Source organism: Bradyrhizobium sp. RT6a, assembly GCF_040547675.1.
In the GTDB taxonomy this organism is placed as follows: domain Bacteria; phylum Pseudomonadota; class Alphaproteobacteria; order Rhizobiales; family Xanthobacteraceae; genus Bradyrhizobium.
Window position 1 is genome coordinate 593,011 of the sequence record NZ_JBEPQC010000003.1, and the last position, 13,289, is coordinate 606,299.

Here is a 13,289-nt window from a genome sequence, read left to right on the forward strand (position 1 = left end):
CTTACCGCTTCGAGGGCATCGCCACGTTGCGGCCGATGCCCTCGGGCCGCTGCACGGCGCTGTGGGCCTTGACCACCGCTGCAATGCGCTCACGGATGTCTGGTGGAAAAGCCGCTACCTTTCGTGAGCCCATGTCGATGTGAAGCGACATGTTCTCCGACGTGGCGGACAGCCAACCCTCGGTCGCGTGTCGCAGCTCCTGGAAGGTGTGCAGCCGCTTGTCGTCGGCTTCCAGCAGCCAGACCGAGACCTGCACGGGATCGCCGAGGTGGATTTCGCGCAAATACCGCACGTGGCATTCGGCGGTGAAGGTCGAGCCGCTGCGCTCCTTCATGTAGCCCGGACCGATCCCGAGCGTCAGCCACATCTGGTCGATCGCGCGGTCGAACATCACGTTGTAATAGGCCATGTTGAGGTGGCCGTTGTAGTCGATCCATTGCGGCTCGATCTGCATGATCGAGGCGCGGAACGGTGCGCCCTCGATCGTCGTGGCAGCAGTCTCCGGCATGTGTCCTTCCCCAGCTATGCGTCCGGTCGCTTGACTTGACCGGTGAGATGTCCTTTGCCACGGTTCGTCTCGTCGGGAGGAACGTCCGTGGGTACGACCATCACCAATAATCCGCCGCGGCCGGCGCCGAAAGCCCTGGCGAACGCGCTGGAGCAGCTTGCCGCGCGGTTCGGTAACCGCCTCATCACCTCGCAAGCCGTCCGCGAGCAGCACGGCCATACCACCACATGGATCGTGAACCAGCCGCCGGACGGCGTGGTGATGGCGCAGGAGACCGCCGACATCCAGGACGTGGTGCGGATCTGCGCGAAAAACGGCGTGCCCGTCATCGCCTTCGGCACCGGCACCTCGCTCGAGGGCCAGGTCAACGCACCCGCCGGCGGAATCTGCATCGATCTGCGCGACATGAACAAGGTGCTCGCGGTGCATGCCGAGGACCTCGACTGCGTGATTCAGCCTGGGGTCACCCGCAAGGCGCTCAACGAGCATCTCCGCGATCAGGGCCTGTTCTTCCCGATCGACCCCGGCGCCGACGCCTCGCTCGGCGGCATGGCCTCGACCCGCGCCTCCGGCACCAACGCGGTGCGCTACGGCACCATGCGCGACAGTGTGCTGGCGCTGAAAGTGGTCCGCGGCGACGGCGAGATCATCACGACCGGCACGCGTGCGAAGAAATCATCCGCCGGCTACGACCTGACGCATCTGTTCGTCGGCGCCGAGGGTACGCTCGGGATCATCTCGGAACTGACCATCCGCCTGCGCGGCATCCCCGATACGATCGCGGCCGGCGCGGTGTCGTTCGAGACCGTGCACGGGGCGTGTCAGGCCGTGATCCTGGCGATCCAGACCGGCATTCCCGTCGCGCGTATCGAGTTGCTCAACACCGCGCAGGTGCGGGCCTGCAACGCCTATTCGAAGTTGACCCTGCCGGAAACGCCGCTGCTGCTGATGGAATTCCACGGCAGCGAGATCGAGGTCGCCGAGCAGTCCAAGGCCTTCGCCGAGATCGCCGGGGAGTACGGCGGCGGCGATTTCTCCTGGACCACCAAGCCGGAGGATCGCACAAAACTGTGGCAGGCGCGGCACGACGCCTACTGGTCGGTCAAGGCGCTGCGGCCCGGCGACAGCATCGGCGTGGTCGCGACCGACGTCTGCGTGCCGATCTCGCGGCTTGCCGAATGCGTCGGCGAGACCGAGGAAGACCTCAAGCGGCTCAACCTGTTGTCGCCGATCGTCGGCCATGTCGGCGACGGCAATTTCCACTGTTCGCTGGTCTGCGACACCAACGATGCCGACGAGATGGCGCGCGGCGAGGAGTTCATGCATCGGCTGGTCGAGCGCGCGCAGGCGATGGACGGCACCTGCACCGGCGAGCACGGCATCGGCCAGGGCAAGCAGAAATATCTCAAGGCGGAGCTCGGCCCCGAGGCGATCGATGCAATGCGGGCGCTGAAAAAGGCGCTCGATCCGCAAAATATCTTCAACCCCGGCAAGATCGTACCGGAGGCGTAGCGCGCGGCGTGGCCGCCGTTTATGCTCGCTCCCTCACCACGGAGCAGGCAATGCAGTGGTTCGCGCGCAAGACGCGCCAGGACATTTGGGACGAAGCGATCGAACGGCCGCTCGGCGACATCGAGGCCGCCGAGCGCATCCGTGCGATCTGTGACGCCGCTGCGGCCAGCGCGGCAGGGTCCGCGCGCAACGACAAGCGCGACAGCGAGCGCTACGAACGCGCGGCCAAGGTCGCGATGGAAATCGCGATGAAGATCTCGGATGGACTGATGCGCGACGACGCAGTCCGTCGCATCGTCGATCTCTGCATGAAGGCGAACGACCTCAAGACGGCGCAGATCCTGTTCCGCGCGATCCATGCCAGCTGGGTCCGTGAAACCGTGCAGCGCGATCACCCGACATTGGTGCAGTGAGCGCAGTTATTTCGCCAACTTCCGCACGGCCTCGTCGACGCTGTGGAAGACGTTCTCCCGGGGCAGCGCCTCGAACAGCCTGAACCGCTCGAACGCGTCCTGCGCACGTACCGATTCCAGTCGGGCCAGCGCGACCGTAACGCCCTGTTCGCTGCACGCCCTGAACATTTCGAGCAGGATCTGCGCGGCGGTGAAGTCGATCTCGACCATGCCGCTCGCCTCCAGCACCAGCAGCTGCGGCGGCGTCGCGCCGAGCACCTTGGTCACGTCGCTGCGAAAGCCGGGCGCGTTGAGGAACGACAGCGGCGCCTGCAGTCCGATTACGGCGACGCCGGCGATGCGCTCGCCGGCGATGTGCGGATGCGCCGGCCACCAGATCGTGGTGCCCGGCACGCGCTCGAACTCGACCAGCCGCGCGCGCATCGTGCTCCAGATGCCGTGCAGCAGCGACAGCACGATGCCGAGGAACGCACCCTGCTGGATCGGCAGCACGATGATCAGCGCGGCGGTGGCGACGATCAGGAGGAATTCGCTCGGGGATTGGCGATAGATCGTGGCGATCTGCTTCACGCGGATGATGCGCAGCGCGACGAACAGCAGGATGCCGCCGAGGGCTGCGTCCGGAACGTGCTGCAGCAATCCCGTTCCGAATGCGAGCAGCGCCAGCACGATCGCAGCGGCGGCGAGGCCCGCGAGCTGCGATTGTCCGCCGGTCTCGGCGACAATGCCCGTCCGCGGCGGGCTGGCATTGACCGGAAATGCACCGAACAGCCCCGACAGTACGCTGCCTGCGCCCGCGCCGAGAAAGTCGCGGTCGACATCGGCCGGCTTGTCGGGATCGGACGGGAACGAGCGCGTCGTCGCCGCAGTCTGCACCATCACCACGACCGTGATGACGAAGGCGAGCGGCACGAGGCGGACCCATTGCTCCGGTGCAAGCTCGGGGAAGGTCGGCCGCGGCAGCGTCCCCGGCACGAGGCCGACGACATTGACGCCCTTGCTCTCGAGGCCGAGCGCGATCGTGGCCAGGGTCGCGGCGACGAGCCCGATCAGCGCGCCCGGAATTTTTGCGCTGACCTTCTCGGAGACGAAGACCACGGCCAGCACACCGAAGCCGATGCACAGCGTGAAGGGATTGGTGCGGCCGAGCTCGCTTGCGAGCACGCCGATGCGATCGAGCGTCGGCCCGCCGGGCGAGTCCAGACCCAGCACGCCCGGTACTTGCGACACGATGATGTGGACGGAGATGCCGGCGAGGAAGCCGACCATGACCGGCACCGACAAGAGATTGGCGATGCCGCCGAGGCGGAAGGCGCCGCCGGCCAGCATCATCGCACCGACCATCAGTGCCAGCGCGATCGCGAATCCCTGATACTCAGGCGAGCCGGCGGCGGCCAGCGCCGCCAGCCCGCCGGCGAAGATCGGCGTGATCGTGGAATCGGCGCCGCAGGACAGGAAGCGGTTGCCGCCGAGCATCGCAAAGCCGAGCGATCCCGCCATGAAGGCGAAGAAGCCGATCTGCGGCGCGAAGCCGCCGAGCCGCGCCGTCGCCATCTGCTCGGGAATCGCGATCGCCGCGAGCGTCAGGCCGGCCATGAGGTCGCCAGGCAGCGAATAGGACGCAAGCGAGCGAAATAGCGGCCATGATGTTGCGGTGTGAGCGTCCTGCGCCATCAGCAGCGAATCCCCGAAGCGTCCCGTTGGCCGACCAGACCACAGCTGCCGGTCGTCGGCAAACATGCGGTTGCCGGCCTCGCCGCTATATCGTGCGACACCGCAGGGCCCGCAGGCACTTATCGCGTCTGCAAGCCCCACGCGCACTCTCGCGAGACTACGCTCTATGGCCTCGACGCCTGCGCCTGCTTCAGCGCGCTCTTGCAGCCATCCGATAGCTGGTCGAAATGCTCGATCATGCACTGCTTGATGCGGCCGCCTCCCGGCATGATGCCGGAGCACAGCGCGCGCATGTCCGCGGTGCACGCTTGGCGTACCTCCTGTCGCGGTTGCTGGGCGGACGCGGCGCCCGCGGACGATACCGCGACCGATGCGGCGATGATGGCCGCGATCGCGCGTCGCAGCTCCCGCAGCTGTACAGGTCTCACCATGCGCAGACCCTCCGCGCGCCGAATGGCGTGCTGGTCCACCAACAAGCCCCCGGATAGGGAGGCGCCGCATAGGCATAGGGTGGATGGGCATAGGGCACGATGTTCCGCCGGCACAGGCCGTTGGCCGTCAGGTGCCAGCCGGGCCCGCAGCCGCCGCTGACTTCGGTGAGGCCGTCGGACATGGCGGGGTGAGGGCTGGGAGTGAAGGCTAGCGCGGTCGAACCTGCGGCCAGTGCGGCTGCCGCGGCCGACGCCAGGATCGTCAATCGTCGCATTCGAGATATCCATGTTTGCAGGTTGAGGGAAGGCAGTCCGCGGCCACTGTTCTGACCCTGGCCGGAATTTCATGGTCGTGCGGCGCGACGGTCAGTACCGGTATCCGTAATAGGGATGGGTCACGACCGTGCCGCTGCGCGTCACGCTATTGCCGTTCGGACCCGTCGTGGTGCGCGTGTAGTCGAATGCATGCGGACCCACGCGCGTGATGCTGCCGCTGCGTGCGATCGTGCCGCCATAGGGCCCCGTCACCGAAGCCGAACGCGAGCAGGTACCGCCGGCGCATCCGCCGCTGGCGCTGCCGTAGTAGGTGCCGCGCCAGGTCGTGACGCTGCCGCTGCGAACCCAGGCGTTTGCATCGGAGGCGCTCGTGAGGGCCAGCACCGTTGCGAGTGATAGCGAAGCCAGGATGAGTTTCATCGGATACTCCCGTTTGCGAGGACGCGCCGGAACGAGACCGGTCGCCGCATGGGGGCCAATCTCGCCTCGATGTTTTGCCGTGATGTTGCCGGCGAGGCCGGATATGTAACGTTTTGTAACCGGTGATGGGCTCGCCACATTCCCGCCGGCGGGTTGCTCGATAGAGGTCGCGATGGATACTCGGACGATCATGATCGTGGAGGACGACCGCGAGATCCGCGCGCTCCTGGCGGACCTGCTGACGCGGGAGGGCTATGCGCCGGTTTGCGTCGAGAACGGCGCGGCGATGGACCGGGCGCTGATGCAGGCGTGCCCGGATCTCATCGTGCTTGACATCATGCTGCCCGGCGAGGACGGACTGTCGATCTGCCGGCGCCTGCGCAGCAAGGGCCGCACGCCGATCCTGATGCTGACGGCCAAGGCCGACGATGTCGACCGCATCATCGGCCTGGAGCTCGGCGCCGACGATTATCTGCCGAAGCCCTTCAATCCTCGGGAATTGCTGGCGCGCATCAAGGCCGTTTTGCGGCGTGTGGACGGCCCGCTGCAGATGCCGCCGCCGCGGCGCATTGCTTTCGGCAGGCTGGTGGCCGATCTCGACGGGCGCAGCCTGTCCAACGACCAAGAATGCATGGTCGAGTTGACGGCAGCGGAGTTTGATCTGCTGGCATGCTTCCTCGAACGGCCGAAGCGGGTGCTATCGCGCGACCAGTTGCTCGACTGGACGCGCGGCCGGACCGCGGATCCGTTCGACCGCGTCATCGACGTGTCGGTCAGCCGGCTGCGCCGCAAGCTCGTCGCCGCGGATCCCAAAGCTGCATTCTCGATCAGGACCGTGCGAAATGGCGGCTATCTCTTCAGTGCTGACGTCCGCCCGCTCTGATCACGGAGCCTGTGCGGGATGAGCAGGCTTCATATCGCCGCCCGCCTCGGCCTTATCGTCGTCGGCGCCATCATTCTCGTGCAGTTGCTGTCGCTCGCTATCTATTTCGTGGAGCAGCGCGGCCGCGGCGAGCCGTCCGGATTTGCCGCTTTGTTCGCGCAGGTCGCCGCCTTGGCGGAGGCGATCGACAGGGTCCCGCGCGACGATCGTGACCTGGTGCTGCGCGCGGCCACGACGGCGCGATTCAAGCCGGTCGTGCGTCAGGACGTGCCGCCCAACCCGTTGCATGGCCGTTTCCTGGGCAGTGCGGAGCAACGGCTGCGCGCGCTGAGCGGTGTGCCGGCGGAGCGGCTGGTCGCGTTGTCCTTCGTCAACATCAGGGACGGCCAGCAGGTGGCCCGCTTGCGTGATCTCGTCACCTCGCGCCTGCAAGCCGTCATTGAACTTGCTGGCGGCGGCTATCTGGTGATCGAGACCGCAGGCGAGCTCGGCCTTCGCCTGCTCGGCATTCCTGTCGGACTGCTGGCCGGAATTCTCGGCTTCATGGTCGCTTTGGCGGCCTTGCTCGCGGTCCGCCACGAGACCAGGCCGCTGTCCGAATTGACCGTCGCCATCGAGCGCTTCGGCGCTGCCATGGAGACCAGACCGGTCAGCGAGCGGGGTGCTCCCGACGTCCGGGCGCTGATCCGCGCCGTCAACGCCATGCAGGCGAACATCGCCGAACTGCTGCGCAGCCGCACTCTCGTGCTCGGCGCGATCAGCCATGATCTGCGCACCTATGTCACGCGGCTGCGGCTACGTCTCGAGCTGCTGCCCGAAAGCGTGCAGCGGGACAAGGCAACCGTCGATCTCGACGACATGCAATCGCTGATGGATGATGCGCTCGCCTTTGTCCGCGCCTCGTTCGCAGGCCCGTCAGCGGAGACCGTCGATCTTGCTCGCGTCGCGCGGACCGAGTACGAAGCGCGCAAGGGCGCCTGCGCAGCGGTGACGCTCACCTGCGAAGATCCGGCTCTCCTCATCCGCGGCTCGGCTGCGGGCATGGCTCGGGTCATTGCCAATCTGGTCAACAACGCGATCCTCTATGGTGGCGCCGCAGACATCTCCTTGCATGCCGAGACCGGTGTGATCGAACTCCTGGTCGAGGACCGCGGGCCGGGAATCCCGGTCGACGAACGCACCCGCGTATTCGATCCATTCTACCGGCTGGAGACCTCGCGCAGCCGCGAGAGCGGCGGCGCAGGATTGGGACTCACAATCGTGAGGCAAGTTGTCGAAAGCAACGGCGGCACGGTCGCCATCGAGGATCGTCCCGGTGGCGGCACGCGTGTCCGCGTCCGGCTGCCGCGCGAGCGGTCTCAGTAACGGCTGCGATAGCCATCGCCGCGTCCCGGGCCGCCGTAGTTGCCGCCTCGGCCGCCCATGCCCATGCCAATTCCGATGCCTATTCCGACACCTATGGCTTCTGGCGGCGGGCCGGCGGGCGGCGCGCGCTCGTAGATCACTTCATCGGGCGGCGGCCGGCGCGGCCTGGGCGGCGCGTCGACCACCTTGCGCTTCGGCGGCGTGTCGTCGACGCGCTTCTTGATCACGGGCGCGACCGTCGGATTGACCGGCGTTGCCGGTGTCGGAGGCGTCGAGCACGGGCAGGTTGGCGCCATCGCGATGGCGACCGGGGCAGGAGCGGCCGCAACCACGGCAGGCAAGACGTAGTTGCGGTTCTGCACGCGGAGCAGCAGCCTGCGTGCGGTCGCAGCCAGATCGCTGTTGTCCCAGTTCGCCAGATACGCCTCGAACGAGGCGCGGGTGTTGATCGCGGTGGCGCGCTCCCACGCTAGCATCTGGCGCCGGCGCTCCATGATCGTGCGCAGGCGCGGCGTGCGGGTATCCTGAGCATACAACTCGATATAGGCCTGATACGCCGGCACGGTGTCGTCGGTGATCACCATCTCATAGGCGACCATGGCCGGCTTGCCCTGCAAATCCTTGCGCCAATCCTCGAGGCTGCGAGTGCCGCTCGCAAGTGCCATGGAGGATGCGCCAGGAAGCGCAGTCTGACCGCCGCTGCTGTCGCCGCCGAAGAACTTGAAGTCGGTCGTCAGCGACGAGCTTTCCCAGGGGATCTGGCGCCCGTCGGTCGATTGCGCCACGGCGACGCGAATGCGCTTGAACACTTCCTCGATCGGCAGATTAGGCTGCTTGGCGACGGTCAGCGCTGCGGTGGTGTAGGGGCTGTCGATGCCAGAGCCATCCTCGGCTTCCGAGCCCGGCGAGGTCGAATAGGAAATGAAGGAGCCCGGCGCGCCGGCCTTGGTGTCGACGATCGCAAGCCCGTGTCCGGCGCCGCTGAGGGCAGGGAAGGGATTGTTGCGGCAGGCGTCGAGCATGAAGATGCGCGCCCGCGTCGGCAGCGCGCCGAGCGTGTTGAGCAAATCGTTGAGCCGCACGCCCTGAAGGGGGATATCGGCCTCGCGCTTGGGGTCGAGATCGACCGGCACCAGATAGTTCTCGCCGTCGATCTGGAGGCCGTGGCCGGCATAGAACACCAGCGCGACGGTGTCGGCGCCGCTGGCGCTGACCTTGCCGGCGAAATCCGAGATCGCCTGACGCATATCGTTCTGCGCCAGATTGGACGCCGTGGTGACGGTGAAGCCGGCATTGCCGAGCAGCTCCGTCATGCCCTTGGCGTCGTTGGCTGCGTTGGGGAGTTCCGGCACGGTGCGATAGGCCGATTGACCGATCACGAGTGCGAGCCGCGCTTCGGCCGCGGCCTCCGTCGGAATCGTCAATTGCGAGAGCGCGAGAAGACCGGATGCAAGAAACAAATTGCGAAGAACTGGACGGCGCATGGTGTCACCTCCGTCGGCAATGCGCACGATGATGTCACCCTTTCTAGGTGGCCGCCATGCGTCTGTCTGTGCAGTGGATCACGTTGAGCTGCGGCAAAATGGGGCAGGAGGTCTGCCAGAGCCAGTGCGGCATCGTTCTGGCGCCATCCATGTGAATTGCGCATTGATCCATGCGCCAATTGGATTGATCGCCGATGCCGCGCGAAAGCATCCTCTCGCACATCTGGCCCGATGCCGGTCTGAGCGAGAATCCCGCAAAAAACACGGTTGTTTCGCCGCGCGCTGATGCCGTCGATCTTCGCGACATGCCGCTTTGCAACGGCTGGCCGCAAGTCTTGCCTGCGCCGTCGCTTTGGCCATACAGTCCGCGCAACGGGCTGCGGCAACGTCCGCGGCGCGAAAAACAATAATCGGGGAGAGACCGCACCATGTCCATCGTGCCCGTGAACCGTCGCGCGTTCATCAAGTCGTCGACAGGACTTGCCGCCGGCCTCGTGTTCTCCCCCGCACTCATCGGCCGCGCCGAAGCCGCGACCTTGAAGCTGAAATGCTCGTCCTCGCTGCCGAACGATCCCAAATTCGCCAACGGCCGCGTCTATTACGACAATCTCGTGAAGAACCTGAAGGCGAACGGCCTCGGTGAGCAGGTCGAGGTCGCGTTCTTTCCCGACAACCAATTGGGTCAGGAAATCGACGTCATCAACTCGGTGAAGCTCGGCGTCATCGACCTCATGGTGTCGGGATCGTCGATCTCGGCCAATCTGGTGCCGCTGGTCGGCACCTTCGATCTCGGCTTTCTGTTCTCGAGTTTCCCGCAGCAGACCAAGGCGTTCGATTCTGGCGCGGCCAAGCCGATCGAGGACGCGCTGCTCAAGGGCAGCAACATCCGAATCATCGCCTGGGCCTATAATTTCGGCTCGCGCAGCGTGTTGGCGCGGAAGCCGGTGAAGACGCCGGAAGATCTCGCCGGTCTCAAGATCCGCACCCTGCCAAATCCTGTCATCACGGAATGCCTGCGCCTGATGGGCGCCGCCGCGACGCCGCTGGCGTTCGGCGAAATCTATACGGCATTGCAGGCCGGCGTGCTGGACGGGCTGGAGCACGATCCGCCGACCATCCTGGCCAGCAAGTTCTTCGAAACCGCAAAATTCTATGCACTGACACAGCACAATTTCTCGCCGCTCGCGATCTATTTCAGCGACACGACCTACAATCGCATGGATCCGAAGCTGCGCGACGGGTTCCTCGATGCCGCGAAGAAGGCTGCGGCCGACACGCGTACCCACGGGCTCGCGGTCGAGAAGGAGGCGCTGTCGGCCTTGACCGAAAAGGGCGTGACGGTGGCCGAATGCGACCGCGAGGCGTTCAAGAAGCGCGTCGCGCCGCAGATCGAGAACTTCATCAAGGCGCGGCCGGACTCCAAGGCCGTCATCGACATCATCCGCGCCACGCAGGCCTGACGTGGCAATGACGGCTGCCGTATCTCTCTCGGGCGGGCGCCACGGGAGCATCGCCCTGCTGCTTCGCGTCAGCGACGCGATCGCGGCCATTTTGCTGGCTGCGGATCTCGTCGTCGTCTGCGGTTCCGTGCTGCTGCGCTTCTGCTTCAACGCGCCGGTGGAGTGGTCCGACGACGTCGCGCGCGGCCTAATGGTCGGCTCCGCCTTCTTCGGCGCGGCGAGCGCGCTCGCGCGCGGCGAGAATGTCGGCGTCTCCTTCTTCCGCGACATGGCTCCGGCACGGCTGCGCGCGCTGGTCGACGCCGCCAGCGCGCTGCTGGTGGTGCTGATCTCGGGCTACGTCGCCTACAACGCCATCAAGCTCGGCTCGCTGACGGCGGGTCAGACTACCGGATCCGGCTTGCCGCTGGAGTTGACCTTCTACCCGATGGGCGCCGGCGCGCTGTTCATGACGGTGTTTGCGATCGACCAACTCTGCGCCAGGCCACTCCCTGACATCGTCAGGGGCCTCGTCGCGATTGCCGTCGTGACTGGCCTCTATCTCGCCTGGGATTATCTGTCGCCCGCCACGGTCCCGTCGGCGGGCACGCTGATGCTGATCGGTTTCTTCGCGACGTTGGTCGGCGGGTTGCCGATCGGCTTTGCGCTGGCGCTGGCCGCGCTGATCTTCATCTGGGTCGAGGGCGCGCTGCCCGGCGTTATCTTCGCGCAGCAGATGGCGCGCGGCATCGACAATTTCGTGCTGCTCGCGATTCCGTTCTTCATTCTCGTCGGCTACCTCATGGAAGCCAACGGCATGTCGGTGCGCCTGATCGAGCTGTTGCAACGCGGGGTCGGACGCATGCGCGGCGGCCTCAACGTCGTGATGGTGGCCTCGATGGTGCTGTTTTCCGGCATCTCCGGTTCGAAGATGGCCGACGTCGCGGCGGTCGGCTCCGTACTGATTCCGGCAGCGCGCCGCTCCAAGCAAAATCCGGGCGGCGCCGTGGCGCTGCTCGCGGCCTCCGCGGTGATGGCGGAGACCATCCCGCCCTGCATCAATTTGATCATCCTGGGCTTCGTCGCGAACCTGTCGATCGGCGGCCTGTTCGTCGCAGGGCTGTTGCCGGCGGCGCTGATGGCGCTGGCCTTGATCGCCGTCTCCATCATCTTCGGCAAGACTCCAACTGAGACCCCAACTGATGAGGAGGACATCGAGCCCCAGATTCCGGTGTCGGGCCTGTGGAGCGGCGCGATCGCCTCGTTCGGCCTGATCTTCATGATCTTCTTCGGCTTCAAGAGCGGCTTTGCCACCGCGACTGAGATATCCGCCTTCGCGGTGGCCTATGCGCTCGTCGTCGGCAGCGTGGTGTTCCGCGAGCTCAGCTTCACATCGGCCGCACACAGCTTCGTCCAGGGCGCAACGCGCGCGGGGCTCGTGCTGTTCATCGTTGCCGCAGCGCAATCGCTGGCGTTCACGCTGACCTTGCAGCAAGTGCCACATGCGGTCGGCGATTTCATGCTGGGATTGTCCAAGACCAGCGGCACCTGGCTGTTTATCCTGCTCGCGATCGGCGTGCTGATCGTGATGGGCTCGGTGCTGGAGGGCGCGGCCGCGCTGATCATCTTCGGGCCGTTGCTGCTGCCGGTGGCCGTGCAGCTCGGCATCGATCCCCTGCATTTCGGCGTGGTGCTTGTGATCGCGATGGGCATCGGCCTGTTCGCGCCGCCGCTCGGGCTCGGGCTCTACGGCGCCTGCCTGATCGGCAACGTGCCGATTGAGCAGACAGTGAAGCCGATCATGGGCTATCTCGGCCTGTTGTTCCTTTGCCTGCTCGTGATCGCGTTCGTGCCATGGCTGAGCACGGCATTGCCGCGCGCGTTCGGCTATTGAGGGAGTCTTGCCGTGAAAGTCCTGCTGGCCCACACGCCGGAGATGCGCCGCAATTACTACGGCGATCGCAGCCTGAACGGTTTGCGCGCGGCCGCCGAGGTGATCCTGCACGAAAGCGATGAGACGCTGGTCTCAGCCAGCCTCGTGCGCGCTGCGCAAGATGTCGACATCATCGTGGCCGACCGCATGACCGAGGGACGCGGCGAGATCTTTGCACAACTGCCGCGCCTGCGCGCCTTCGTGCGCTGCGCTGTCGACATCCGCAACGTCGACGTTGAGGCCGCGTCGAACGCCGGCGTGCTCGTGACCCGCGCCGGGCCCGGATTCGTGCAAGCCGTTGCCGAGCTCGCGGTTGGCTTCATGGTCGATCTCTCCCGCGGCGTATCGCGGGCGACGGCCGATTACCACGCCGGCCGCAAGCCCGAAGCGCGGATGGGCCGTCAGCTCGCCGGCAGCAAGATCGGCATCATCGGCTATGGCAGCATAGGGCGCTATCTCGCCGACATCGCCAAGGTGATGCGCATGGAGGTGCTGGTCGCAGATCCCTTTGCGACCGTGAGCGACAGCGCCATCCGGCAGGTCAGCCTCGACGAACTCCTTGCCGCGTCCGACTATGTCATCTGCCTTGCCATCGCCAACGAGCAGACCGAAAATCTGATCGGCGAGGCGGCGCTGCGGCGCATGCAGAAGCATGCGGTCTTCATCAATCTCTCGCGCGGCAACCTCGTCGATGAAGCGGCGCTGGCGAAGGCGTTGCTTGAGAATCGTATCGCGGGTGCCGCGATGGATGTCGGCCGCGCGCCTGACCAGATGCCAAGTCCGGAGCTTGCGAAGCTTCCCAACGTCATCGCCACGCCCCATGTCGGCGGCCTGACGCCGCAGGCGATCGAATATCAGTCGCTGGAAACTGTGCGGCAGGTCGAAGCGATCGTCAAAGGCGAGGCCCCCCAAGGCGCCGTCAACGCCGACCGCTGGACGCGGCGGCCGTGA

At 66.0% G+C, this 13,289-nt stretch carries 14 protein-coding genes; 8 read left to right on the forward strand and 6 right to left on the reverse strand.

Translation table 11 applies throughout. From position 1 onward, the window contains the following. Position 1 precedes the first annotated feature (1 nt). Positions 2 to 508 carry a thioesterase family protein gene (locus tag ABIC03_RS20805; protein ID WP_354060593.1) on the reverse strand — a complete coding sequence of 169 codons (507 nt, stop codon included), beginning with the start codon at positions 506 to 508 and terminating at the stop codon, positions 2 to 4. 87 nt (positions 509 to 595) lie between these two features. Between ABIC03_RS20805 and ABIC03_RS20810 the strand changes: the two genes are divergently transcribed. Together ABIC03_RS20810 and ABIC03_RS20815 are read left to right on the forward strand one after the other, a co-directional pair. Beyond that, positions 596 to 2,020, forward strand: coding sequence for an FAD-binding oxidoreductase (locus ABIC03_RS20810; RefSeq protein ID WP_354060595.1), 1,425 nt, complete (start codon positions 596 to 598; stop codon positions 2,018 to 2,020). Between the two features lie 50 nt (positions 2,021 to 2,070). Beyond that, positions 2,071 to 2,433 carry a hypothetical protein gene (locus ABIC03_RS20815; protein ID WP_354060597.1) on the forward strand — a complete coding sequence of 121 codons (363 nt, stop codon included), beginning with the start codon at positions 2,071 to 2,073 and terminating at the stop codon, positions 2,431 to 2,433. A gap of 6 nt (positions 2,434 to 2,439) precedes the next feature. Here the strand turns inward: ABIC03_RS20815 and ABIC03_RS20820 are convergent, their stop codons facing one another. The 4 genes from ABIC03_RS20820 to ABIC03_RS20835 form a co-directional block, all read right to left on the reverse strand. Then, entirely contained in the window at positions 2,440 to 4,107 is a 1,668-nt protein-coding gene (locus tag ABIC03_RS20820) for a SulP family inorganic anion transporter (RefSeq protein ID WP_354060599.1), read from the reverse strand. 164 nt (positions 4,108 to 4,271) lie between these two features. Next, positions 4,272 to 4,538 (reverse strand): hypothetical protein, encoded by a 267-nt coding sequence (locus ABIC03_RS20825; RefSeq protein ID WP_354060601.1) that lies wholly within the window; start codon positions 4,536 to 4,538, stop codon positions 4,272 to 4,274. Further along, a complete protein-coding gene (locus ABIC03_RS20830) occupies positions 4,532 to 4,813 on the reverse strand; it encodes a GCG_CRPN prefix-to-repeats domain-containing protein (protein WP_354060603.1) in 282 nt (93 codons plus the stop codon). Before ABIC03_RS20830 ends, ABIC03_RS20825 begins: the two co-directional genes overlap by 7 nt. A 91-nt stretch (positions 4,814 to 4,904) precedes the next feature. Beyond that, positions 4,905 to 5,234, reverse strand: a complete 330-nt coding sequence (locus ABIC03_RS20835; RefSeq protein WP_354060605.1) for a hypothetical protein — start codon at positions 5,232 to 5,234, stop codon at positions 4,905 to 4,907. Between the two features lie 172 nt (positions 5,235 to 5,406). Between ABIC03_RS20835 and ABIC03_RS20840 the strand changes: the two genes are divergently transcribed. Together ABIC03_RS20840 and ABIC03_RS20845 are read left to right on the forward strand one after the other, a co-directional pair. Further along, positions 5,407 to 6,117, forward strand: a complete 711-nt coding sequence (locus tag ABIC03_RS20840; protein WP_354060607.1) for a response regulator — start codon at positions 5,407 to 5,409, stop codon at positions 6,115 to 6,117. Between the two features lie 18 nt (positions 6,118 to 6,135). Further along, complete coding sequence (locus ABIC03_RS20845) at positions 6,136 to 7,482, forward strand: sensor histidine kinase (RefSeq protein WP_354060609.1); 1,347 nt, start codon at positions 6,136 to 6,138, stop codon at positions 7,480 to 7,482. Here ABIC03_RS20845 and ABIC03_RS20850 read toward each other — a convergent pair. Beyond that, positions 7,476 to 8,966 carry a caspase family protein gene (locus ABIC03_RS20850; protein WP_354060611.1) on the reverse strand — a complete coding sequence of 497 codons (1,491 nt, stop codon included), beginning with the start codon at positions 8,964 to 8,966 and terminating at the stop codon, positions 7,476 to 7,478. The two genes, ABIC03_RS20845 and ABIC03_RS20850, sit on opposite strands and share 7 nt — an antisense overlap. A gap of 194 nt (positions 8,967 to 9,160) precedes the next feature. On the opposite strand from ABIC03_RS20850, the gene ABIC03_RS20855 reads away from it, so the two are divergent. From ABIC03_RS20855 to ABIC03_RS20870, 4 genes are read left to right on the forward strand one after another with little or no spacing between them, the layout of a single operon-like run. Beyond that, positions 9,161 to 9,376, forward strand: coding sequence for a hypothetical protein (locus ABIC03_RS20855; protein ID WP_354060613.1), 216 nt, complete (start codon positions 9,161 to 9,163; stop codon positions 9,374 to 9,376). An 18-nt stretch (positions 9,377 to 9,394) separates the two neighbouring features. Then, on the forward strand, positions 9,395 to 10,426 hold the full coding sequence (locus ABIC03_RS20860) for a TRAP transporter substrate-binding protein (RefSeq protein ID WP_275173433.1): 1,032 nt from the start codon (positions 9,395 to 9,397) through the stop codon (positions 10,424 to 10,426). 7 nt (positions 10,427 to 10,433) lie between these two features. Continuing rightward, on the forward strand, positions 10,434 to 12,299 hold the full coding sequence (locus ABIC03_RS20865) for a TRAP transporter large permease (protein WP_354060615.1): 1,866 nt from the start codon (positions 10,434 to 10,436) through the stop codon (positions 12,297 to 12,299). 12 nt (positions 12,300 to 12,311) lie between these two features. Next, positions 12,312 to 13,289 (forward strand): hydroxyacid dehydrogenase, encoded by a 978-nt coding sequence (locus ABIC03_RS20870; protein WP_354060617.1) that lies wholly within the window; start codon positions 12,312 to 12,314, stop codon positions 13,287 to 13,289.